Here is a 21,512-nt window from a genome sequence, read left to right as displayed (position 1 = left end):
GATCAGAAGTTCACGCCGAAGCTCAGCGCCAGGAAGTCGCGGTCTTCCAGGGTGTTGTAGTCACCGCCGAAGAAATCGGTGTAACTGAGGCTCGCGGTATAGGTGTTGCGGTAGTCGGCATCGACGCCGACGCTGACGGCCTTGGCGCCTTCGTTGAACAGCCCGTTAGGGCCGTAACCGGCGACGTCGTGGGACCAGGACAGGTTGGGTTTGAGGTTGATCCCGCCGATGACGTTGGCGTAATCGAGGATCGCCCGGGCGCGGTAGCCCCAGGAGGTCGAGGTGACGAAGCCGTCGGTATTGCCACCAAAACCGTACTGGCCATAGACCGCGTCACGGCCGTAACGCAGTTTGGTTCGCGGCTCCAGGCCACCGACGTGCACCACCGCCGCTTCGCCCACCAGGGTCAGCCGTTGGGCACCCAACACTTGGTCAAAGAAGTGCGTCAGGGTGCTCTGGACCTGCGTCACTTCCTTGCGGCGGTAGCCTTTGTTGTCGGCACCTGGCGTGGTCGCGATAGGTGATGCCGCGCCGCCTGCGATCGGGTTAAGCAAGGCCAGGGTCAGGTCGTTAGTGTTGACTTGCACCGGAGCGTTGGGGCGATAGCTGATCTCGCCGGTCCACGCCGTGCCGGTAGGCAAGGTGGTGGAAAAGCTCGCGCCGTAGAGACGAATATCTTCCGGGTACTCAAGGTAATACTGGCCGCGTCCGAGCATCACACTCTGAGCCAGTGCAGACCCGGTACCGGGCGCGATTCTGTTGGCGGCACCGACGATGGCCGGGATCCGTGCCAGCGTTGTCAGGCCGGCAGTGGTGGTGCCGACCGTCGGGCTACGGCTGTGATAGTTCATGAAGTACAGGCCGTACTCAGTGTCGTCGCCGAGCCAGCGCAGCGCCGTCCCCCACTGCCCGGAGTCGCGGGCGTCGCGGTCACCACCGCGCGGTACGATCACCCCTTCCTGACTGACTTCGAAGCCTTGGCCAAACGCTGCAGCGATCGGTTGCAACGGTGCAATCGCCGGGCTGGCAACCGTGTAATTCTTGTTGCAGCCGTCAGCCACCACGTCGTTGCCGAAGAAGGTGCCGCAGTTGTCGACGACGGTCTGGTCCCACTCCAGTTGATAGAAACCTTCCACCGAGAGTTGGTCGGTCAGGCTTTGGGAGGCGAACAGCATGTTCACCGGAATCAGGCCTTCCTTGATTTCGGCGCCAGGACGGCGGAACGCTGAAACGTCGATCGGGTTGATGCTGTTGATCGAGTTGCCGATGAAGGTACTTTCACCCCAACTCACCACCTGCTTACCGGCGCGCACAGTGCCCGGCAGCTCGGCGATGGAATAGTTATGATAGACGAAGGCGTCGAGCAACTGCGCCCCGGAGGACTTGGCGCCTTCCTTACGACCGCTGTCACTGATCGGTTTGAACTCACGATCCTCGTCCTTGAGTTCGAAGTCATACCAGTACTTGCCACGCACGAACACACCGGTGTCGCCGTACTTCAATTCGAGGTCATGAATACCCTTGAAGATCTTGGAGAAGGTTTCGCCCTTTTTGAAGTTCAGCCGCCCGTCATCCCCGGTCGAAGACTGGCCGGTCCCGCCATTGACGATGCCCACCAGAGATTTGTCGGCATCGCGCATGCCCCAGCTCGCGCCGACGGACAGCGAAGAGTCAAAGGTCCCCTCGATTTCCCCGATGTTGAATGAAACAGCCTGCGCCTGGGCGCAGCAACCCAAGGCAACCGCAGCGGCGAGCGCTTGCGGCGTGAAGATGGCGCGCATTGTTGTTTTTGTCATGCGTCTTCCCCGGTGAGTGACAGAAGGCCCCACCCTACTGCCGCACGTTGGGAGCGATAAGCGCACCAAGGAGGTATTCGCGATGTACCTCCAAAGGATGAATCCCCGCATGGGACGGCGTTTTGCGCAGGTTATGGATGGGCTGGATGGGGGGTTATCAACGCAGCGCATGGCGTGTGGGAGAGGTCTGTCAGCACTGTTACTCATACTGCAACAGTTCATGTCATGAATCGCTATTTTTCCTTTTGGCTCAAGGCCTTATTCTTGCCGGGCTTTCACGGCAAACGGCCGGAAAGCAGGAAGCAATGGCGAGTGCCCCGTCCACGTCATTGGCGACAGATTTCAGATGAATTGAAGATTTTCGACTCATCGCCCCGTGTTCACTGACGTTGATTTATAGCTCCTGATCAATCGTCTTACTTTGGCCGCTGCGTTTGCAGCGGCCTTTTTTATGCCTGTTGAAAAACCGAACGCCCCCCCTCCGAGAAACTTCCGGAAACGACATGGGAAATTTCTTCTTGAACAGAAGCATTTACCCATGATCGTTTTAACCCGCCGAAAGTTCACTCAAACCCATACGCATTTACTTACAGCCTTACCAGAATCATGAACCAAAACTTTGCTGTAACTTGAAACCTATCGACCACTCGCCGGCAAAAAATAAGTCGATGCCAACCGAACAATGCCCCACTACTCCATCATTCAACAAGCACATTCAAAAGGATATGAATATGCAAAAGCCTCCAACATGGGAGTTAACCGAAGCTGTTTACACGACTGCAATTGCACCGTTACACGTTCCGATCGTACCTGCAACTTCATCGACCATCCCCCATAGCGGCATGTTTGGCCCCCACAACTTTGACCCCCACCATATTGTTATTGCCAACTCACATACGATAGACGCCACCAAAAAGTCACTTGCGCAGGAATATCAAACCCGCATCAATCAACTACCACAGACCATCGAACAAGAACTAGCAGCCACAAGACTGGAAGGTTCGACTCATCCCCTTCCTCCTGCAGACGCGATCATTCGTGAACTAGGTGTTCGCAACACTCTTTTGAGTCGAAAGACCGCTGACTTCCATCAGAAAACAGCTCTTGCCAATCAGTTTTATGGCGGTGACCCGCTGAACCGAAGCTTGATTGAGTTCTATCAAAAGGCATCGACCATGGGACAACGGGTCATGCCCGGTGGTATTGCAATGCAAGCATGGACGGCCTCATACCGTGCTGCTCACGAGGCCTGGCTGCTGGCGCAGTCCATTCAGATACTGAACCAGCAACAAGTGCAGGTACTCAATCGGCTGGCCGCCGTTCAGGCCAATGATCAAGCGCAAGCGGCAGCGGCGGAAGCCCAACGAGTAGCTGCCGAGCGCGCCCGGATCGCAGCTGAACAGCAGCGCCTGAAAGAAATCGCTGACGCGGCACGCCGAGAGCAAGAACAAGTTCGAATGGCTGCCGAAAAGGCACACCTAGAGGCACAACTTAAAGCGCTGGCTGATTTTCAGGCTCAGAATCAGGCTCAAGAAAAAGCACGAATCGCTACATTGAAAACAGCGCTGGCCGAGGCTGAAGCTAATGCAGAAGCAGCCGCACAGCATTTCGCAGCCGAGCAGGCTCGTCTCCAAGCCGAAATGGAACAGCGAATCGAGCAGATACAAAAGCAACTGCAAACAGAAAGACAGAGTCTGGAGACTCGCAGGAAAGTCATTGATACAGCTACCGCCGTGGCTCAACGTCAAGCTCAACTGGCGAATCTGAAAATACAGCAGCAGAAGGAAAAGCAGGCGCAAGAGCGCGAGCGGCAACAGGCTCTTCTGGCGGCAGAGGCCGAGACCCAACGTCAACTCGAGCAAGCACGCCTTCTGACGCAATGGCGAGAGGAAACAGAGGCTCGGTGGCAAAGCCCCTCGTTTGCCAATGTCGGTTCAATGGCGGCATTCGGCCCAACGTTTACCGGCACACTCGGAACATTCGGCGTTAGTCCAGCGACGTCCTTGGCGCTCAGGACCGCGTTACGAGCAGCGGTAGCCGCGGTTATCGCAGCACTCGCATCAGTAGCAGTGCCGGTCCTGGTCGGGTTCGCCGCTCTATTGGCTCCCTCCAGGCTGGGTAACGGTGATCTTTTCTCTGTAAGTGTTCCGCTGTCAGAACTCGCTCCTGATTCAACTGCCGACCTGTATGAACTGGCAGCCGTCGGAGGGGAAATCGACCTGCCGGTGAGACTCGGCTCGAGGACGATAGGCAACAAGGTAGAGATCGTTGTTGTTGCCACTGACGGTGTGACAGTTCCCGCCAGTGTGCCGGTAAGGTTCGCTCACTTTGACGCGCGCAAGAATGTCTACGTTTCCGGCAGCACCGTCTCCAACGGTCCCGTCATCACCTGGACGCCGCTGGTAGAACCGCAGGATCCTTCAACGGAATTTCCGCTGATCGACACTGACCTGCCGATTTATGAAGGCGCTACCGTCACCCCCGACACGGGGCGAATCGATCCGTTTCCAGAGCTGGATCGCTACGAATTTGGTGGCTTCATCACCGTCTTTCCGATCGAGTCCGGGATCCCTCCGACGTTCACGATGCTCAGGGATCGGCGGCAGGATCCCGGTGTTGCCAGTGGCGCCGGACAACCAGTTTCCGGAAACTGGTTGGGTGCAGCCTCGACGGGAGAAGGAGCGCCGATTCCGATGCAGATTGCGGATAAATTTCGAGGACGGGAGTTTTCGAGTTTTAAAGCGTTTCGTAGGGCATTTTGGAAGGCCATGGGCGACGATGAATTATTGAGCAGCCAATTTACAAAGTTAAGACAAATGGATATGAAACACCGACTTGCTCCTGCCGCACTTCCTCAGGACCAAGTGGGCAGGCGAATAAAGTATGAAATCCACCACATCAACCCCATCGGAGCAGGCGGCGAGGTCTATGACATGGACAACCTTCGGGTGATGACGCCAAAACTGCATATCAGCATTCACTCCAATATAAAAGGAGAATGAAATGAATCTTCGTAGCACACTGGAAGAATACACAGAAGACGAATACTTAGACCTCATCGAGTGTTTATTCGAGGGCAATTACTCATCCGAAGCCGAGCATGATGCAATTGTCGAAAACATTGTACTCACGTCAGAACACCCCGACGGCACAGGCGTTTTATATGACCCCAGAGAGGGTGTTGAAGACAGCCCGATCGGTGTAATAAACGCAATAAAGCAATGGCGTTCGGCCAACGGAAAGCCTAACTTCAAAACTGAAACAAAGTAATCCAAATAAAGAAGCGAGCATTCGACTTCAGTTCCGACTATCAAGAACCAGCAAGGTCAAGAACGATGACCTTGCTGGCTTCCATCAAATCGAATACTTCTGCAAATTCGCCATCATTTCCTTCAGCGCTTCAAGGTTGTCCTGCGGGTGCGCCGCGCCTTCAAAATCGCAGATCTGTTGCCAATGCGCCGCCACATCTTCGGGGGAGAAACCAACCCGAGGATCAAACCCCGCGCCGAGGCTTCGTTCCCAGCGCACTTTGCCCATCCAGCCGCCACCGACTTCAAACAGCCCGGAGGTTTCCTGGCAGTTCTCACTGGCGAGGTACACCACCAGCGGGCTGACCAGTTCCGGTTTGAGTTGTTCAAAGACTTGCGGCGGGATCAGGCCTTCGGTCATGCGAGTGCCGCCGGTGGGGGCGATGGCGTTGACCAGGATGTTGTTCTTGCGGCCTTCGATGGCCAGCGTGCGGGTCAGGCCGTAAAGGCCGAGTTTGGCCATGCCGTAGTTGGACTGACCGAAGTTGCCGTAAATGCCCGACGTCGAAGCGGTGAAGATGATGCGGCCGTAGTTTTGCTCGCGCAGGTGCGGCCAGGCGGCACGGGTAACTTTGTAGGCGCCTTCGACGTGGACGCGGTAAACCAGGTCCCAGTCGCCGTCTTCCATTTTGTGGAAGGTTTTGTCCCGCAGGATCCCGGCGTTGTTGACCACTACATCGACACGACCGAAGGTGTCCAAGGCGTTCTGAACGATTTTGTCGCCGTCGGTGACGGAGTCATGGTTGGCCTCGGCGATGCCACCGGCCTCGCGGATTTCGGCCACCACCCGGTCGGCCGCCGAAGCGTTTGCGCCTTCGCCCTGAGCCGAACCGCCAAGGTCGTTGACCAGCACTTTGGCGCCCTGTTTGGCGAACAGCAGCGCGTGGGCCCGGCCCAGGCCGCCGCCTGCCCCCGTGATGATCACGACTTTATCTTCGAAGCGCACAGACTCATTCATTGGGGGGACTCCAGCAGGCCAGGGGACAATGAGTCCGAGTGTCAGGCACGGCGATGCGGGTCACAATGAACTGGGGTGAGGCTGAATGGTGCGCGATAAGACAGAGGGATAATCAGGAGCAGGCGGCCTTGCGCGGCGGTGAGATCATCTGATCGCGAAACTCCAGATAGTGCTTGAGCACCTGCCCCGGCGCCTCGGTTTGAGGGTAATGGCCAATTCCGGGCAACAAGACCGTGTCCGGGTTCGGGATCAGTTCCCGATAGCGCTGGACCATGTGCGCGCCGGAGATCGGATCGACCTCACCATCGATCACCCGCAACGGTACTTCACCCCGCTGCATCGCGCTGACCCAACGCTCGCGCTGGGCACGTCGCTCAGGGATGTAGGCGATCAATTTGTGCATGATCCGTGGCCCTTGATTGCTCTCGATCAAGCTCCAGAAATCATCCATCTCGCTCTCGGTGGGGCGACTTTGCGGACCGAAGATCTGCCGGAAACTCTTCACCAGACCGTCACGGGAAAAGGCTCGCCCGATCATCCAGCCCAAGGGGCTGAGCAGGAGTTTTTGCATCAGTATCGGGCGATGGGTTTCGGGAAAGAGGCCGCCATTGAGGAACACACAACTGGCGATATGGATGCGCGCTTCGTAATGCCGGGCCAACAGTTCCTGGGCCACGCTGTCGCCATAATCGTGAGCCAACAGGTGCACCGGCTGCTCGACCTTCACGTGCGCCAGCAAAGCCTGTAGCAGATCGGCCTGCTCCAACAGGCTGTATTCGTGGTCCACCGGTTTGGCGGAATCACCGAAGCCGAGCATGTCGCAGGCAATTACCCGATAGCGCTGGGTCAGCGGCTGCCACAGGAAATGCCAGTCCCAACTGGCGGTCGGGAAGCCATGAATGAGCAACAGTGGCTCACCCTGCCCCGCAGTCCAGTAACGGATGGTCTGGCCACGGAAGATGAACGTCTGGCCGCGTTTGCGCCAGACACACAGGGGGATCTCGGCGAGTGCCATTAGAGTTTATAACCCGCGTCTTGTTTATCGAGTTTGCGCAGCAGCGCTGGCCAGGCCAGTGCGCCGCCCATCCCTTGAGCACTTTTTGTGACGCCGGCGATCATCGCCTTGGCACCCGCCAGAATCTGCGGTTCGATGGCAATCAATTCGGCGCCACCGTTCTGCGCCAGCACCTGGATATCGCAGGCGCGCTGGAAGGTAAACATCATCAGGAACGTATCGGCGATGGTAGCGCCGCAGGTCAGCAGGCCGTGGTTGTGCAGCATCAGGAAATTGTTTTCGCCGAGGTCGGCTTGCAGTCGCGCCTTCTCTTCATGGTTAAGCGCAACCCCTTCGTAGGCGTGATAAGCCAGGCTGGACAGGACAAACAACGATTGTTGGCTGATCGGCAAAATGCCTTGTTTCTGCGCCGACACGGCGACACCGGCAGCGGTGTGGGTGTGCAGCACGCAGACGACGTCGTGACGAACCTCGTGCACCGCGCTGTGGATGGTGTAACCCGCCGGATTGATCTCGTAAGGGCTGTCCATCAGCTTGTTGCCGGCCTGATCGACCTTGACCAGGCTGGACGCGGTAATCTCGTGGAACATCAGCCCGAACGGGTTGATCAGAAAGTCTTCGGTACCGGGGACCTTGGCCGAGATGTGGGTAAAAATCAGGTCATCCCAGCCATGCAGGGCAACCAGACGATAGCAGGCGGCCAGGTCGACGCGGGTCTGCCACTCGGCGGCACTGACCTGGTCTTTGACACTGTGTGGCGATTGGACGGGGGCTACGCTCACGGCAAGGAACCTCTAATTTTTATTCTTGGGGTTTCTATTGTTCACCGACGTTACAACAGTCTAGTCACGCCCCGGGGATCGTGTAGTTGCATTGGCAGCCAGCTTGATGGCCTAGCGAGTCAGTACGCCAACGAACGTGGATCCATGTCAAAGTACTGCCGCCAACAACGGTGCGGCGAACAGATTCAGCAGCCCCGTCAGAACCATGACTAACCCCGCCACCGAGCCCTCTTCACCCCCCACTTCATGTGCCCGACTGACCCCGGCACCGTGAGCGCCGACACCAAACAACGCCCCTCGAGCCAAGGCGCTGCGCAGGGGCAACCACTTGAGCAGAATGCCGCCGAGCATCGCCCCGAACACCCCGGTGAACATCACAAACACTGCAGTCAGTTCCGGTACGCCGCCCAAGTCATGGGCCAGCGGCATGGCAAAAGGCGTGGTGATCGAACGCGGCACCAGCGACATCGTCACCGAACTGTCCAGCGCCAGCGCCTTGGCCAACCCGAACGAACTGCCGATGGACGCGACGCTGCCCGCCAGCATCCCCAGCAACAACGCCGACCAATGCCGCATCAGCATCTGCCGCTGCTGCCAGATCGGTACCGCGAAAGCGACGGTAACCGGCCCCAGCACCAGCATCAGCCAATGGGTGTTGCTCGAGTATTCGGCATACGCGGTGTGCAGCGGCACGGCGAGTGCCAACAATAGAGCCGGGACCAGAATCAGTGGCGACAGTACATAGCGCCCAGTGCGACGGTAGATCCAGCGGCTGAATAAATAAGCCAGCAGCGTGAAGGCCAGCCAGAACATCGGCATCAGTTCAAGCTTCACGAGACCTCCTCAACCGCACCACCAGTTCCACGGTGAAGGCGGTCACCAGCATCACCATCAACGTGCTGACGCCGATCACCAGCAAAATTCGCCAACCGTCGCTGCGCAGCAGACCGCCGTAATCGAGCAGGCTCATGAGCGCCGGAATGAAGAACAACAGCATCTCGGCCATCAACAGGCCGGCGCCCATTTGTAGCGCTGCCGGTTTGACCACACCCAAAGCGAACGCCAGCAGCAACAGCACCATGCCGATGACACCACCGGGAATCGGCCAGGCAAACCACACGGCCATCTGGCAGCCGAGTAGATAGATGGCCAGCAGCACGGCTAATTCGGCCGCCAGTCGAGCCAGGCTTTTCAAGGTTGATGCGTTCATGTCTTCGGTCCTCACAGGTGCTCATTTTAAGGAGCGGGCTGCCATACCCGAAGCGAATTGTTAGACTCGAAGCCATTCCAAAATGGAATCATGCACATGGAATTCAAACAGCTACGCAGCTTCGTCGAGGTCATGCATCAGGGTGGTTTTACTCAGGCCGCCAAAACCTTGCACATCAGTCAATCGGCGGTGAGCAAACAGGTCGCTCAACTGGAACAGAGCCTCGGCACTGCGCTGCTCGAACGGCAGGGTTCGCAGCTGCGTCTTACCGCCGCCGGCAGCGTGGTCCTGCAACGGGCCGAAGGCATGTTGCGGCTGCGCAACGAACTGCTCAGTGAGCTGGATGACTTGAGCCAACTGGCCCGCGGGGAATTGCGTCTGGGTTTGCCGCTTCTGGGCAGCGACGCGCTGTTCGCCGGACTGTTCGCCGAATACCGACGACGCTACCCGAACATCAGCATTCAATTGCTTGAGGGCGGTAGCCTGAACATCGAACAGGCCGTTTTGAGTGGAGAGTTGGAACTGGGTGGCAGCCTGTTGACGAAGGACCCGCAGTTCGCCTTCCAGCCTTTCTGCGATGAACCGCTGGACGCCCTGCTGCCGGCCGACCATCCGCTGGCGTCGAAGACGGTGATTGGGCTGGAGGAATTGGCCGACACTCCATTCCTGCTGTATCAGCGCAGCTTCGTGCTCAATGACCGCTTGCTGCAAGCCTGCCAGCAACTGGGATTTACGCCGAAGGAAGGTGGTCGCAGCGGCCAGGCTGACTTTCTCGCGGCGCTGGTGGCGGCCGGTCAAGGTGTGGTGCTGTTGCCGCGCGTGGTGGCACGCGGGCTGGTGCGGCCAGGCGTGGTGCGCCTGACCTTGAACGCACCGGGTTATCTGCGCTGGGATATCGCCTTCATCTGGCGTCAGGGCGCGTACCTGTCAAAAGCCGCGCAAGCCTGGCTCGCCCTGCTGCGCGAGCGGCCGGTCAGCCCCGCAGAGCGCTGACCAACTCCGCCAGCCAAGGCTCGGCGTCGGTTTCCGGCGTCACGCTTTCACTGGCATCCAGGCGCAGCATTGGCAGGACTTCGCGTAGGCCCAGTTCGCCGAACAATTCACGCATTTGCTCGCCACCGCCGCAGAACGTATCGCCGTAACTCGCATCGCCCAGACCAATCACGGCACCCGGCAAGCCACGCCAGGCAGCTGGTAACTGGTCACGGATTGCGAAATACAACGGTTGCAGGTTGTCCGGCAACTCGCCCATGCCGGTGGTCGAGGTCACCGCCAGGAAGGCTTCGGGACCAAAAGCCTGAACATCGGCGAGGGTTGCACGCGGGTTGTGCCAGGTTTCGAAACCCGCTGCTTTTAAAATATTTGCGGCGTGGCGGGCGACTTCTTCAGCCGTGCCGTACACCGAGCCGGAAAGGATGGCGACTTTCATCAATCTGATCCTGAAGCTGAGTAAAAAGACGGGGGATATTAACAGCCGTGGCAAAAAAGCTGCGATTGACTCTCAATTAACGCGGGTGACCAGTAGAAAGTTCTCAGTGTTCTTTTAGAATGCATCCCACAATCAAATTGGAAAGGATTCTCCGATGATTAACGCCCAACTGCTGCAAATGGTGATCAACGCTTCCAACGACGGCATCGTGATTGCCGAAAAGGAAGGCGAGCAGGACAACATCCTGATTTACGTCAACCCGGCATTCGAACGCCTGACGGGTTACACCAGCGAAGAAATCCTCTACCAGGATTGCCGTTTTCTTCAGTCAGGGGACCGCGACCAGGAAGCTCTCCCGTTGATTCGCGAGGCGTTGAGCAGTGGCGGTTCCTGCCGGGAAATCCTCAGGAACTATCGCAAGGACGGCACGCCGTTCTGGAACGAGCTGTCCCTCTCGACGGTGAAGAACCCGGATGACGGACAGACTTATTTCATCGGTGTGCAGAAAGACGTCACCCTTCAGGTCAAGGCGCAGCAGCGAGTCGCGCAGTTGGAGGCGCAATTGGCTGAGGTCCAGGCCGAGCTTGCCGCACTAAAAGCGACGAACGGCGAAAACAAAACGAAGGATTGATTGTCATTAACTACAATCACCAGTGACTTTGTAACTTTTTCTGTCGAGCAGATTATGCAACGCGACGCACTCCTGACCCAGGATGAGCTGGATTTTATCCAGACAATGCAACACAACCCGCAACTCAATGTGCGGGATGCGACGTCGAGCCTGCTCGTCAACGGTGGTTCACAGATTCGTGACCTGCTCACGCGCCTTGCCGCTCATGAGCAAGTCACCATCCAGGCCAACTTCGAAAATCAGCAAATGACCTTCCCGCTGCACCTGGTGGAAGACGAATTTCATGCGCTGCATTTACGCCTCGGCGTCCCCAGCATCTATGAAGACGGACCGATGGTCCGGCCATGGCGCCTGGTACTCGAAGAGCCGGTAGCGCTGGAGAATGCCAATGGCCAACCCGGTACGATGTGGGTGCACGAAGTGTCGTTCAAAGGGGTCTTGCTGGAAGTTCGCAACAAGACCAAACCGCCCAAACATTTCGCCTTGTGGTTCAGCCCGTCTGGCTACGAGCGCATCGCGTTGCGCGGCACCTTCGAGAAAGAAACCGAGAGCGGCTTCTTTGCCTATCAGTTGAATCAGGGTGACAAGGACGAAACCGAGCGTCTGCGCCAGTACATCCTTCAACAGCATCGGCTGACGCATCCGGCCATGCATCTCTGATTCAAGTATCCAGGTTACCTGTCAGGAACTGTTTCAAACGCTGACGCATGACCAATCCTTCGTTACCCAGACATCCAATCGACGATCCAGCCAGGCTTTCCTGCACCAGATCGGACGCATCCCCCGCCAGCATCAACTGACAATCCAGGCTCAAGGCCAGGCGCTTCAACCGCCGTGGCAACTCGGGCGCAGGCGCGTGATTGGAAAATAGCACCAGCGCCTGAGGCTTGATCCGCTCGCAGACCAGGGCCAATTCGTCGAATGGCTGACCGATAGCCAACACTTGAATAGCCGAATCGACACTGCTCAGAAACAGCGCGGTTACCAGCACTTCGAGTTCACGACACTGATCATTCAGGCCGCAGACAATCACCCGTCGCGGCTGCAAGACACGCACCAGCAGCAGGCGTTGCAACACTCGAGAACGTAGAAAACCATCCAGGAAAAACCACTCGCTGGCCTGACCGAACGCCTCATGACGCTGCAGTAATTGCTTCCAGAGTGGAAGCAAAATGTCCTGAAATACGACAGTTAGCGGATAACTGAAAAAGATCTGTCCATAGACCTGCTCCAGTTGAACCTCGTCAAAGACATTCACCGCCGCCTGAACCTGTTGCTGCCATTGCGTGTAGTCAGCGTGCACTAGTTCATTCGGGATGATGTGCGCCAGGGTCTGAAGCGGTGCAATCCTGGCCAGTATCTTGCCGACTTTACTGACAGCAACGCCGCGTTCGATCCAGCCAAGGATGGTGCGGACCCGATCGATATCGGTCATCGAATACAGTCTGTGCCCACTTTCAGTGCGCGCGGGCTGTATCAGCCCATAGCGGCGTTCCCATGCACGTAGCGTGACCGGGTTGACCCCGGTCAGGCGCGCCACTTCACGAATCGGAAACAGTTCTTCCTGCTCGAGAGGAAGACCAGGCTGCAAGCCAGGGACAACGTCAGTCAGGACAGGCATTTTATAATTCTACGTCCATGTATAAATTGGATCCCATTCTAACTCTCCTGCCCCCACGCCCTACAAGACGTTGATGGCGACGAATATCACTGACGTTCCAGGCAGAATCAGGAATAATCCTTGCTTGTTCCAAGACGCAGCCCACCACCCCGGCGCTGCGCCTGGCGAAACTCCTATCCGGAGCGACGCGATTGTCATACGGAGATACACAATGTCTACCTCACCCGTCACGCTGATGGTTGCGCGCCGCGTCGCCGATGGGCGTTATCAAGACCTGATCGCCTGGTTGCGCGAAGGCGAACAACTGGCCACCGATTTTCCCGGCTATCTCGGCTCTGGCGTGCTCGCTCCGCCGCCCGACGATGACGAATTCCAGATTATTTTCCGCTTCGCCGACGAGCAGACGCTGCACGCCTGGGAGCATTCCGCCTCGCGCACCGCCTGGCTGGCTCGCGGCAGTGACTTGTTTGCCCATCCAACGGAACATCGTGTCAGCGGCATCGAAGGCTGGTTCGGCGCGGCCGGCCAGCGCCCACCACGCTGGAAACAGGCCGTGGCGATCTGGTTGGCATTCTTTCCGGTTTCCCTGCTGTTCAACTTTGTCCTCGGGCCGTTGCTGAGCGACATGGGTCTGCTGAGCCGGGTGTTCATCAGCACCTTGTGCCTGACCCCACTGATGGTCTACTTCTTCATTCCGCTGTCGACCCGCCTGCTGGCCAGCTGGCTGAACACCGCGCCGCAACGGCCGCTGCCTGCCGAGCCTTCAACGCAGAATCGCTAAGCCTGCTACCACAATAGGTGTACGCCTCTCGTCGCTGGTATAGTTTTGCTCTTACCGCGACGCGAGCCGTTCATGACCTCTTTCGTAGCCCCGATTCTCATTACCGGTGCCGGCCAACGTGTCGGCCTGCACTGTGCGCAGCGTTTGCTCGAGGATGGCCAGCCGGTGATCTTCAGCTACCGCAGTGAACGCCCCGGCGTGCAAACCCTGCGCGACCTGGGGGCGACCGCGGTGTTTGCCGACTTCTCCACTGAAGCCGGAATCTTCGCGTTCATCAGCGAACTGAAAAACCACACCGACAGCCTGCGGGCGATTGTCCATAACGCCTCCGAATGGCTGGCCGAAACCCCGGACACCGACGCCACCGCCTTCACCCGCATGTTCAACGTCCACATGCTGGCGCCCTACCTGATCAACCTGCATTGTGTCGACTTGCTGCAGCGCTCAAGTCCCGCCGACATCGTGCACATCAGCGACGACGTGACCCGCAAGGGCAGCAGCAAGCACATTGGCTACTGCGCCAGCAAAGCCGGGCTCGACAGCCTCACCCTGTCCTTCGCCGCGAAATACGCGCCGACAATCAAGGTCAACGGCATCGCGCCAGCCCTGCTAATGTTCAACCCCGACGACGACGCGGCGTACCGCGCCAAGGCACTGGCCAAGTCCGCGCTGGGTATCGAACCCGGCTGCGAAGTGATCTACCAGAGCCTGCGTTATTTGCTCGACAACCCTTATGTCACCGGCACGACCCTGACCGTCAACGGCGGACGGCACATCAAATAAGCGGCCCCCGCGAGGATGTTCCATGACGTTATCCCTGCCCCAGAACGCCCTGTCCCAGAGCTACCGCGAGATCCTCATCGGCCTCGGTGAAAACCCGGACCGTGAAGGGTTGCAAGACACCCCGGCTCGCGCGGCAAAAGCCATGCAGTACCTCTGCCATGGTTACGAACAAAGTGTCGAAGAGATCGTCAACGGCGCGCTGTTCGCTTCCGACAACGATGAAATGATCATCGTCGACAACATCGAGCTGTATTCGCTCTGCGAACATCACATGCTGCCCTTCATCGGCAAGGCGCATGTGGCTTATATTCCAACGGGCAAGGTGCTGGGCCTGTCGAAGATTGCGCGACTGGTGGACATGTTCGCCCGTCGCCTGCAAATCCAGGAAAACCTCACTCGGCAAATCGCCGAAGCGGTACAGCAAGTGACCGGTGCGGCGGGCGTCGCAGTGGTCATCGAAGCCAAGCACATGTGCATGATGATGCGCGGCGTCGAGAAACAGAATTCGACCATGAACACCTCGGTGATGCTCGGCGCCTTCCGCGAGTCGAGCAACACCCGCCAGGAGTTCCTGCAATTGATTGGACGGAGCAAGTAGCAATGCCACAACTTCAACCAGGAACGGCACGCATCCGGGTCAAGGACCTGTGCCTGCGGACCTTCATCGGGATCAACGAGGATGAAATCCTCAACAAGCAGGATGTGCTGATCAACCTGACCATCCTGTATGCCGCTCAGGAAGCGGTGCGTGACAACGACATCGATCACGCGCTGAACTACCGCACCATCACCAAGGCGATCATCGCCCACGTGGAAGGCAATCGCTTCGCCCTGCTCGAACGCCTGACTCAGGAAATTCTCGATCTGGTCATGGCCAACGAGTCGGTGTTGTACGCCGAGGTCGAAGTCGACAAGCCCCACGCCCTGCGATTCGCAGAGTCGGTGTCTATTACGCTTGCAGCGAGCCGCTGACCACGTCTGGCACATTGTTCGTCAGACTTTTATCATCCGCGCACGATTTGATTGCACAGAGCCCGCCATGACCGATCAACAACGCCTGGAACTCGAAGCCGCCGCCTTTCGCCGGCTGGTCGCCCACCTGGACAGCCGCAAGGATGTGCAGAACATCGACCTGATGAACCTCTCCGGTTTCTGCCGTAACTGCTTGTCCAAGTGGTACAAGGCCGCTGCCGATGAACGCCAGATCGAGGTCAGCCTCGATGACGCCCGCGAAGTGGTTTACGGCATGCCGTACGCCGAGTGGAAAGCCCAATACCAGCAAGAAGCCAACGCCGAACAACAAGCGGCGTTCGCCAAAGGAAAACCCAATGAGTGATTTGAACACCCTGCGCGCCAGCCTCAAGAGCGGCGAACACGTTTTTGCCGACACCCTGGCCTTCATCGCCGCCGGCTACGACTATCAGCCTCAGGCTTTCAACAATGGCGGCGTGGAAAACGCAGCCGGGCAGAATGAAGGCTCGTCCAAGACCCTGGGTCTGGCGCTGTTGGAAGGCTTGAGCGATGAAGAAGCGCTGTTGGCGTTCGGCGAACATTATCGTTCGGTGGTGGCCACGCCTGAAGGCAGCGATCACGGCAATATCCGCGCGTTGATTGCTCATGGATTAGCCGGTGTGAAGTTCACTCAACAGCCGCTGACTCGCCGCTGATTCAACACCTTCCAAACACATCCCGACTTTTAAGATTGACCCGGCAACTTTATTTCGTTTGCCGGGTACCGCTGCTCACGGCTTAGATAAAAAGAAGCATCCCTTCTTCTGAGTCAGGTATCCATGAGCAGCGAAACCATCAGCCAGTCGATCAACATCGTTCATCCCGTCACACTAAGCCACGGCAAAAATGCCGAGGTCTGGGACACCGATGGCAAACGCTACATCGACTTCGTCGGTGGCATCGGTGTACTGAACCTCGGCCATTGCCATCCACGCATCGTCGAGGCCATTCGCGAACAAGCCACCCGGCTGACCCACTACGCGTTCAACGCCGCCCCGCATGTGCCCTACATCGAACTGATGGATCGTCTCACCGCGTTTATTCCGGTGGACTACCCGGTCAGCGGCATGCTCACCAACAGCGGCGCGGAAGCGGCGGAAAACGCCCTGAAGATCGTCCGTGGCGCCACCGGTCGCACGGCCGTCATCGCCTTTGACGGCGCCTTCCATGGCCGCACCCTCGCCACGCTCAACCTCAACGGCAAAGTCGCGCCCTACAAACAGAAAGTCGGCGTGCTACCGGGTCCGGTTTTTCACCTGCCCTTCCCGAGCAAGGACAACGGCGTGACCTGCTCCGAGGCATTGAAGGCCATGGATCGACTGTTCAGCGTCGAAATCGATGTCGAAGACGTGGCGTGTTTCATCGTCGAACCGGTGCAAGGTGAAGCGGGCTTCCTGGCGATGGACGTGGAGTTCGCCCAGGCGCTACGTCGTTTCTGTGATGAAAAAAACATCTTGCTGATCGCTGATGAAATCCAGTCCGGCTTCGGTCGCACCGGCCAGCGTTTTGCGTTTTCGCGACTGGGTATTGAACCCGATCTGATCCTGCTCGCTAAAAGCATCGCCGGTGGCGTACCGCTGGGCGCGGTGGTCGGGCGCAAGTCGCTGCTCGACACCTTGCCCAAAGGCGGACTGGGCGGCACCTATTCAGGCAACCCGATTGCCTGCGCCGCGGCACTGGCAACCCTGGACGAGATGACCGATGCGAACCTGCACGCCTGGGGCTCGCAACAGGAAGAGGCCATCGTCAGCCGCTACGAAGCCTGGCGCGCCAACAAGCTTTCTCCGTTTCTGGGCCGCTTGACCGGCGTTGGCGCGATGCGCGGTATCGAGCTGACCAATGCCGACGGCACACCGGCCTCGGCGCAATTGACGCAGCTGCTGGCCCTGGCCCGCGACGCGGGCTTGCTGCTGATGCCCAGCGGCAAGTCGCGAAACATCATTCGGCTGCTGGCACCGCTGACTACCGAGGCCGCGGTGCTGGAAGAAGGGCTGGATATCCTTGAGACCTGCCTGGCGAACCTTTCCTGAAAAGCAAACTACGATCAGGGACTGACATAGCGAATTATGTTCGCTTGTAGTCCCCGATTTTGCGTCGCAATACTGGCCAAATACCCCTTTTACCAAGCGAGATCACTACCACCTACAAGCCTGAGGCATTCATGTATCACGACAATATAATTTATAAAAAAAAGTCCAATGATCCTCAATTCCTGCTTGGCGTAGCCGTGGTGCTGTTTCTCGGCTCCTACCTGATGAACCTGGGTAACAGCGCCCTCAGTCATTTCCTGCATCCGTTGTTGGGCAATGCCCCGGACAGCCTGACCGCTCGCAATATCGCCTTCGGCCTGGCGATTGCCGCACTGGGCACACTGAACTTTCACGTCCTCGGACGCTTGAAGTTCAAGGTGCAGACCACCGTGGTATGGATCGAACTGCTGATCCTGTTCCTGGCGTTCTTCGACACCTTCGACCTCTCCTACAGCTTCATCCTCGACAAGATCGGTTTCCTGATCATCCAGGGCGCGGCGACCACGCTGTACATCTCCGCCGTGGCGATCGTGATTGCCTTCGTGCTGGCGTTGATCGGTGCCGTAGCCAAGCTGTCGAACAACGGCCTGGCCAACGCCATCGCCTCGTTCTACACCTCGTTCTTTCGCGGTGTTCCGCTGCTGATCCAGATCTACCTGATTTACCTCGGACTGCCGCAACTGGGTTATGTGGTGGACGCAGTGCCGGCCGGCATCTTCGCGTTGTCGCTGTGCTACGGCGCCTACATGACCGAGATTTTTCGTGCGGGCATCCAGAGCATTCCGGTGGGCCAATGGGAAGCCTCACGAGCCCTGGGCATCAGCCCGCTCAAGACCCTGAGCCGGGTGATCATGCCGCAAGCCTTGCGGGTGATCATCCCGCCCACCGGCAACCAGTTCATCGCCATGCTCAAGGACAGTTCGCTGGTGTCGGTGATCGGCGTCTGGGAACTGATGTACCTGGCCAAGACCCAGGGCCGCGCGGACTTCCGCCACCTGGAAATGCTGATCACCGCCGCAATGATTTACTGGGCCCTGTCGTTCATTCTCGAACGGGTGCAGGCGCGAATCGAAAAACGGGTCAACCGATCCATTGCCAGGGGTTGATGCGTGATGACTCGAACCAATACCGCTGAACAACTCAACCTTGCGCCTGCAGCGCAACCCCGCCAGTCAATGATTTCCATCACCGGCCTGAACAAGTGGTACGGCGATTTTCACGCGTTGCGCGATGTGGACCTGAACGTCGCCACGGGCGAAATCCTGGTGGTGTGCGGGCCATCAGGCTCGGGTAAATCGACGATGATTCGTTGCATCAACCATCTGGAGAATTTCCAGAAAGGTCATATTCAGGTCAACGGCATCACCCTCACCAGCGAGGCCGAAAGTGTCAGCGCGGTACGCCGGGAAATCGGCATGGTGTTCCAGAGCTTCAACCTGTTCCCACACTTAAGCGTGATGGACAACCTGACCCTGGCCCCGCAACTGGTGCAAGGCGTGACATCTGCCGAAGCGAAAAAGCGCGCTCAGGTCTACCTGGAGCGGGTGCGAATTGCCGAACACGCCGACAAGTACCCTTCGCAACTGTCCGGTGGCCAGCAGCAACGCGTGGCGATTGCCCGGGCGCTGTGCATGAACCCCAAAGTGATGCTGTTCGACGAACCCACCTCGGCCCTCGATCCGGAAATGGTCCACGAAGTGCTGGACGTGATGGGTGAGTTGGCCACCGACGGCATGACCATGATTTGCGTAACCCACGAAATGGGTTTTGCCAGCAAGGTCGCCGACCGCGTGCTGTTCATGGACCAGGGCCAGGTCATAGAACAAGCCACCCCTTCCGAGTTTTTCAACAACCCGCAAACCGAACGCGCACAGAAATTCCTGTCACAGATCATTGGTCACTGAGCACCGCTTTGCCCCTTCATAACAATAACGATAAGTGGAGATGGACATGGTCAGCAAAAAACACGTAATCGCAGCCGCAATGTCGCTGGTGTTCGTCGGCGCCGCCAACGCCGGAGCCGTACTGGACAAAATCCAGAGCAGTAAAACAATGACCGTCGCCACGTCCGCGACCTGGCCACCCCAAGGGTTTATCAACGACAAGAATGAAATCGACGGGTTTGATATCGACGTTTCCAAAGAGATCGCCAAGCGTCTCGGCGTCGAGGTCAAGTTCATTACCCCCGACTGGGACGTGATCACCGCCGGCAAGTGGAACGGGCGCTGGGACATGTCCGTGGGCTCGATGACCGCCACTAAAAGTCGCGCGCGAATTCTCGACTTCCCCGCGACCTATTACTACGTGCCCTACGTATTTGCGGTTCACAACAAATCCACACTCACCGACCACAAAGCGCTCAATGGCAAAACGATCGGTGTCGAAGGCGGCACCACGTCCGAGGATTACCTGAACCAGGCACTGGCCATCGAAGCGACTGACATGCCGCCCGTCGCCTACGACGTACAGACCAAGAAGATGAAGACCTATGCCGGTTCCCTCGGGCCGTTGGATGACTTGCGTCTGGGTGACGGCGTTCGTCTCGACGGCATCCTCACTCAGCGCAGCACGCTGGAAGCGGCCATCAAGAAAAACTACCCGCTGCGTGCCGTCGATAACGACGTGGTGTTCTACGAACCCCTGGCCATTGCCACCGACAAGGGTGACGCGGAATTGAAGGCCAAGCTCGGTGAAATCATCGGCGCGATGCACAAGGACGGCACGCTGACCAAGCTGTCGACCAAGTGGTACGGCGTGGATTATTCGACCGTCAAGTAAGCCAATCCCCCAGATCGCATGCCTGGCGCACTTGCGCAGGCTGCGATCTTTTAAGGATTCACCATGCACAACATCCCCACCACCTGGTATTCCCAAACTTCGCTACCCCGAGCGGCCAGGCCCGAACTGAGCACTGACGAAACTTGCGACGTCTGCATCATCGGCGCCGGGATCGCGGGCCTTACCGCTGCCCTGGAGCTGACCCGGCGCGGCAAACGCGTGATCATCCTCGAAGACCGGCAAGTTGCCTGGGGCGCGTCCGGTCGAAATGGCGGCGTGGTCTCGCCGGGCTGGGCTCAGGGTTCGGGAGCGATCCGCAAGAAGCTGGGACTGGAACAGGCCAAGGCGCTGTTTCAAATGTCGGCCGAGGGTGTGGAGATTGTCCGCCGCAACATCACCGAACTGGCACTGACTGGCTGCGATCCATCCGCTGGCACGATTCAGGTCAAGCGTTACGACGACAGTGCTGGTGTGAAAAACCACATCGACACGATGCGCCGGGACTTCGGCTATGAACTCAACTACCTCGACACCCCTCAGGTCCGCGAGCGGGCCCACACCCTGCGCTATTTCCAAGGCATCGAAGATCCCAACGCCCTGCACTTTCATCCACTGAATTATTGCCTGGGACTGGCCCTCGCCATCGAAGCAGCGGGAGGCCGGATTTTCGAACAATCAAAAATGCTGGCCTGGCGGCGCGACAGCGCCGACAAAATCGTCCAGACCGCCAACGGCACCGTGTGCTGCCAGGACCTGGTGTTCTGCGCCGGCGGTTACGGCGGCCCGGAGTTGCAAAAACTCAGCCGCGCCTACCTGCCCATTGCTACTTATGTGGTGCTGACCGAACACCTGGGCGACTCGATCAAAAACGTACTCGACTCCAGCGCCGCGTTCTCCGACGACCGCCGCGCCTCGGACTATTACCGCGTGGTCGAAGGCGATCGCCTGCTCTGGGGCGGACGCATCACCACCCGCAACGAACAGAACGAAAAAGCCCTCGCCACCATGCTCAAGGCCGACATGGTCTCGGTCTATCCACAACTGGCCCCGGTCAAAATCGAATTGGCCTGGTCCGGCCTGATGGGTTACTCCACCAACAAGATGCCCAACCTGGGATTGCTGGAACCGGGCGTCTGGGCCTGCACCTCGTTTGGTGGCCATGGCTTGAACACCGGCTCGATTGGCGGCAGGGTCATCGCCGAAGCGGTGTGTGGGGAAAGTACGCGTTATCAGCTGTTCAAACCGTACCTGCTGGACTGGAACGGCGGGCCATTCGGACGGATTGCCGCCAATGCCATCTATCAATCGTTGAAGGTCATGGACTTTGTTCAGGAGCGGTTTCGTGGCTAACCACAAATCCTGTGGGAGCGGGCTTGCTC

24 protein-coding genes are annotated in these 21,512 nt (G+C 58.2%); 16 read left to right on the top strand and 8 right to left on the bottom strand.

Annotated features, from left to right (window positions below; all coding sequences use genetic code 11):
- Positions 1-2: 2 nt before the first annotated feature.
- On the bottom strand, positions 3-1,796 hold the full coding sequence (locus tag ACYZTZ_RS01590) for a DUF1302 domain-containing protein (RefSeq protein WP_461997004.1): 1,794 nt from the start codon (positions 1,794-1,796) through the stop codon (positions 3-5).
- Positions 1,797-2,464: 668 nt separating this feature from the next.
- On the opposite strand from ACYZTZ_RS01590, the gene ACYZTZ_RS01585 reads away from it, so the two are divergent.
- Entirely contained in the window at positions 2,465-4,798 is a 2,334-nt protein-coding gene (locus ACYZTZ_RS01585) for an S-type pyocin domain-containing protein (RefSeq protein ID WP_461997003.1), read from the top strand.
- Position 4,799: 1 nt separating this feature from the next.
- The gene (locus ACYZTZ_RS01580; RefSeq protein ID WP_461997002.1) at positions 4,800-5,066 is read left to right on the top strand and encodes a bacteriocin immunity protein; all 267 of its coding nucleotides are present in this window, start codon (positions 4,800-4,802) and stop codon (positions 5,064-5,066) included.
- A gap of 84 nt (positions 5,067-5,150) precedes the next feature.
- Here the strand turns inward: ACYZTZ_RS01580 and ACYZTZ_RS01575 are convergent, their stop codons facing one another.
- The 5 genes from ACYZTZ_RS01575 to ACYZTZ_RS01555 all read right to left on the bottom strand — a co-directional run bounded on the left by ACYZTZ_RS01575 (position 5,151) and on the right by ACYZTZ_RS01555 (position 9,069).
- Positions 5,151-6,062, bottom strand: a complete 912-nt coding sequence (locus ACYZTZ_RS01575) for an SDR family oxidoreductase (RefSeq protein WP_046045899.1) — start codon at positions 6,060-6,062, stop codon at positions 5,151-5,153.
- Positions 6,063-6,174: 112 nt separating this feature from the next.
- On the bottom strand, positions 6,175-7,077 hold the full coding sequence (locus tag ACYZTZ_RS01570; protein ID WP_461997001.1) for an alpha/beta fold hydrolase: 903 nt from the start codon (positions 7,075-7,077) through the stop codon (positions 6,175-6,177).
- Positions 7,077-7,859 (bottom strand): class II aldolase/adducin family protein, encoded by a 783-nt coding sequence (locus tag ACYZTZ_RS01565; RefSeq protein ID WP_046045897.1) that lies wholly within the window; start codon positions 7,857-7,859, stop codon positions 7,077-7,079. Before ACYZTZ_RS01565 ends, ACYZTZ_RS01570 begins: the two co-directional genes overlap by 1 nt.
- A 147-nt stretch (positions 7,860-8,006) precedes the next feature.
- Entirely contained in the window at positions 8,007-8,693 is a 687-nt protein-coding gene (locus tag ACYZTZ_RS01560; RefSeq protein ID WP_461997000.1) for an LrgB family protein, read from the bottom strand.
- Positions 8,683-9,069: a CidA/LrgA family protein gene (locus ACYZTZ_RS01555; RefSeq protein WP_415773277.1), complete on the bottom strand. Its 387-nt coding sequence runs from the start codon at positions 9,067-9,069 to the stop codon at positions 8,683-8,685. Before ACYZTZ_RS01555 ends, ACYZTZ_RS01560 begins: the two co-directional genes overlap by 11 nt.
- A 96-nt stretch (positions 9,070-9,165) precedes the next feature.
- Between ACYZTZ_RS01555 and ACYZTZ_RS01550 the strand changes: the two genes are divergently transcribed.
- Positions 9,166-10,062 carry a LysR family transcriptional regulator gene (locus tag ACYZTZ_RS01550; RefSeq protein WP_461996999.1) on the top strand — a complete coding sequence of 299 codons (897 nt, stop codon included), beginning with the start codon at positions 9,166-9,168 and terminating at the stop codon, positions 10,060-10,062.
- Here the strand turns inward: ACYZTZ_RS01550 and ACYZTZ_RS01545 are convergent.
- Positions 10,043-10,498, bottom strand: coding sequence for a flavodoxin (locus ACYZTZ_RS01545; protein ID WP_056743005.1), 456 nt, complete (start codon positions 10,496-10,498; stop codon positions 10,043-10,045). The two genes, ACYZTZ_RS01550 and ACYZTZ_RS01545, sit on opposite strands and share 20 nt — an antisense overlap.
- Positions 10,499-10,652: 154 nt before the next feature.
- On the opposite strand from ACYZTZ_RS01545, the gene ACYZTZ_RS01540 reads away from it, so the two are divergent.
- Together ACYZTZ_RS01540 and ACYZTZ_RS01535 are read left to right on the top strand one after the other, a co-directional pair.
- A complete protein-coding gene (locus tag ACYZTZ_RS01540; protein ID WP_056743003.1) occupies positions 10,653-11,129 on the top strand; it encodes a PAS domain-containing protein in 477 nt (158 codons plus the stop codon).
- A gap of 54 nt (positions 11,130-11,183) precedes the next feature.
- A complete protein-coding gene (locus tag ACYZTZ_RS01535) occupies positions 11,184-11,789 on the top strand; it encodes a hypothetical protein (RefSeq protein WP_129438411.1) in 606 nt (201 codons plus the stop codon).
- Position 11,790: 1 nt separating this feature from the next.
- Here the strand turns inward: ACYZTZ_RS01535 and ACYZTZ_RS01530 are convergent, their stop codons facing one another.
- Positions 11,791-12,750 (bottom strand): MerR family transcriptional regulator, encoded by a 960-nt coding sequence (locus ACYZTZ_RS01530; RefSeq protein WP_461996998.1) that lies wholly within the window; start codon positions 12,748-12,750, stop codon positions 11,791-11,793.
- Between the two features lie 211 nt (positions 12,751-12,961).
- Here ACYZTZ_RS01530 and ACYZTZ_RS01525 point away from each other — a divergent pair, with 211 nt between their 5' ends.
- The 11 genes from ACYZTZ_RS01525 to ACYZTZ_RS01475 all read left to right on the top strand — a co-directional run bounded on the left by ACYZTZ_RS01525 (position 12,962) and on the right by ACYZTZ_RS01475 (position 21,483).
- Positions 12,962-13,531 carry an antibiotic biosynthesis monooxygenase gene (locus tag ACYZTZ_RS01525; protein WP_461996997.1) on the top strand — a complete coding sequence of 190 codons (570 nt, stop codon included), beginning with the start codon at positions 12,962-12,964 and terminating at the stop codon, positions 13,529-13,531.
- Between the two features lie 72 nt (positions 13,532-13,603).
- Positions 13,604-14,314, top strand: coding sequence for a dihydromonapterin reductase (gene folM / locus ACYZTZ_RS01520; RefSeq protein ID WP_461996996.1), 711 nt, complete (start codon positions 13,604-13,606; stop codon positions 14,312-14,314).
- Positions 14,315-14,336: 22 nt separating this feature from the next.
- Positions 14,337-14,912: a GTP cyclohydrolase I FolE gene (gene folE, locus ACYZTZ_RS01515; protein WP_461996995.1), complete on the top strand. Its 576-nt coding sequence runs from the start codon at positions 14,337-14,339 to the stop codon at positions 14,910-14,912.
- 2 nt (positions 14,913-14,914) lie between these two features.
- Positions 14,915-15,286, top strand: a complete 372-nt coding sequence (folX, locus tag ACYZTZ_RS01510) for a dihydroneopterin triphosphate 2'-epimerase (RefSeq protein WP_129438421.1) — start codon at positions 14,915-14,917, stop codon at positions 15,284-15,286.
- Between the two features lie 67 nt (positions 15,287-15,353).
- Positions 15,354-15,650 carry a DUF1244 domain-containing protein gene (locus ACYZTZ_RS01505; RefSeq protein ID WP_008150700.1) on the top strand — a complete coding sequence of 99 codons (297 nt, stop codon included), beginning with the start codon at positions 15,354-15,356 and terminating at the stop codon, positions 15,648-15,650.
- Entirely contained in the window at positions 15,643-15,981 is a 339-nt protein-coding gene (locus tag ACYZTZ_RS01500; protein ID WP_461996994.1) for a HopJ type III effector protein, read from the top strand. The genes ACYZTZ_RS01505 and ACYZTZ_RS01500 overlap by 8 nt, the downstream gene beginning before the upstream one ends.
- 123 nt (positions 15,982-16,104) lie before the next feature.
- Positions 16,105-17,355: a 2-aminoadipate transaminase gene (locus tag ACYZTZ_RS01495; protein ID WP_461996993.1), complete on the top strand. Its 1,251-nt coding sequence runs from the start codon at positions 16,105-16,107 to the stop codon at positions 17,353-17,355.
- A 131-nt stretch (positions 17,356-17,486) separates the two neighbouring features.
- A complete protein-coding gene (locus tag ACYZTZ_RS01490; RefSeq protein ID WP_461996992.1) occupies positions 17,487-18,461 on the top strand; it encodes an amino acid ABC transporter permease in 975 nt (324 codons plus the stop codon).
- A gap of 6 nt (positions 18,462-18,467) precedes the next feature.
- Positions 18,468-19,259 (top strand): amino acid ABC transporter ATP-binding protein, encoded by a 792-nt coding sequence (locus tag ACYZTZ_RS01485; protein ID WP_056742988.1) that lies wholly within the window; start codon positions 18,468-18,470, stop codon positions 19,257-19,259.
- A gap of 46 nt (positions 19,260-19,305) precedes the next feature.
- Positions 19,306-20,133, top strand: coding sequence for a transporter substrate-binding domain-containing protein (locus ACYZTZ_RS01480; protein WP_461996991.1), 828 nt, complete (start codon positions 19,306-19,308; stop codon positions 20,131-20,133).
- 63 nt (positions 20,134-20,196) lie between these two features.
- On the top strand, positions 20,197-21,483 hold the full coding sequence (locus tag ACYZTZ_RS01475) for an NAD(P)/FAD-dependent oxidoreductase (protein ID WP_461996990.1): 1,287 nt from the start codon (positions 20,197-20,199) through the stop codon (positions 21,481-21,483).
- The last annotated feature ends 29 nt before the right edge of the window (positions 21,484-21,512 follow it).

The sequence above is a fragment of the Pseudomonas sp. LB3P58 genome (assembly GCF_054897895.1).
Note: the sequence above shows the minus strand (reverse complement) of the source record. Positions and strands in the feature narration are given on the sequence as shown.

Excerpts from the sequence above, each read along its gene's own strand:
- ACYZTZ_RS01590 (WP_461997004.1), bottom strand. The coding sequence starts at position 1,796 with ATGACAAAAACAACAATGCGCGCCATCTTCACGCCGCAAGCGCTCGCC.
- ACYZTZ_RS01585 (WP_461997003.1), top strand. The coding sequence starts at position 2,465 with ATGCCAACCGAACAATGCCCCACTACTCCATCATTCAACAAGCACATT.
- ACYZTZ_RS01580 (WP_461997002.1), top strand. The coding sequence starts at position 4,800 with ATGAATCTTCGTAGCACACTGGAAGAATACACAGAAGACGAATACTTA.
- ACYZTZ_RS01575 (WP_046045899.1), bottom strand. The coding sequence starts at position 6,062 with ATGAATGAGTCTGTGCGCTTCGAAGATAAAGTCGTGATCATCACGGGG.
- ACYZTZ_RS01570 (WP_461997001.1), bottom strand. The coding sequence starts at position 7,077 with ATGGCACTCGCCGAGATCCCCCTGTGTGTCTGGCGCAAACGCGGCCAG.
- ACYZTZ_RS01555 (WP_415773277.1), bottom strand. The coding sequence starts at position 9,069 with ATGAACGCATCAACCTTGAAAAGCCTGGCTCGACTGGCGGCCGAATTA.
- ACYZTZ_RS01550 (WP_461996999.1), top strand. The coding sequence starts at position 9,166 with ATGGAATTCAAACAGCTACGCAGCTTCGTCGAGGTCATGCATCAGGGT.
- ACYZTZ_RS01545 (WP_056743005.1), bottom strand. The coding sequence starts at position 10,498 with ATGAAAGTCGCCATCCTTTCCGGCTCGGTGTACGGCACGGCTGAAGAA.
- ACYZTZ_RS01540 (WP_056743003.1), top strand. The coding sequence starts at position 10,653 with ATGATTAACGCCCAACTGCTGCAAATGGTGATCAACGCTTCCAACGAC.
- ACYZTZ_RS01535 (WP_129438411.1), top strand. The coding sequence starts at position 11,184 with ATGCAACGCGACGCACTCCTGACCCAGGATGAGCTGGATTTTATCCAG.
- ACYZTZ_RS01530 (WP_461996998.1), bottom strand. The coding sequence starts at position 12,750 with ATGCCTGTCCTGACTGACGTTGTCCCTGGCTTGCAGCCTGGTCTTCCT.
- ACYZTZ_RS01525 (WP_461996997.1), top strand. The coding sequence starts at position 12,962 with ATGTCTACCTCACCCGTCACGCTGATGGTTGCGCGCCGCGTCGCCGAT.
- folM (WP_461996996.1), top strand. The coding sequence starts at position 13,604 with ATGACCTCTTTCGTAGCCCCGATTCTCATTACCGGTGCCGGCCAACGT.
- folE (WP_461996995.1), top strand. The coding sequence starts at position 14,337 with ATGACGTTATCCCTGCCCCAGAACGCCCTGTCCCAGAGCTACCGCGAG.
- folX (WP_129438421.1), top strand. The coding sequence starts at position 14,915 with ATGCCACAACTTCAACCAGGAACGGCACGCATCCGGGTCAAGGACCTG.
- ACYZTZ_RS01505 (WP_008150700.1), top strand. The coding sequence starts at position 15,354 with ATGACCGATCAACAACGCCTGGAACTCGAAGCCGCCGCCTTTCGCCGG.
- ACYZTZ_RS01500 (WP_461996994.1), top strand. The coding sequence starts at position 15,643 with ATGAGTGATTTGAACACCCTGCGCGCCAGCCTCAAGAGCGGCGAACAC.
- ACYZTZ_RS01495 (WP_461996993.1), top strand. The coding sequence starts at position 16,105 with ATGAGCAGCGAAACCATCAGCCAGTCGATCAACATCGTTCATCCCGTC.
- ACYZTZ_RS01490 (WP_461996992.1), top strand. The coding sequence starts at position 17,487 with ATGTATCACGACAATATAATTTATAAAAAAAAGTCCAATGATCCTCAA.
- ACYZTZ_RS01485 (WP_056742988.1), top strand. The coding sequence starts at position 18,468 with ATGACTCGAACCAATACCGCTGAACAACTCAACCTTGCGCCTGCAGCG.
- ACYZTZ_RS01480 (WP_461996991.1), top strand. The coding sequence starts at position 19,306 with ATGGTCAGCAAAAAACACGTAATCGCAGCCGCAATGTCGCTGGTGTTC.
- ACYZTZ_RS01475 (WP_461996990.1), top strand. The coding sequence starts at position 20,197 with ATGCACAACATCCCCACCACCTGGTATTCCCAAACTTCGCTACCCCGA.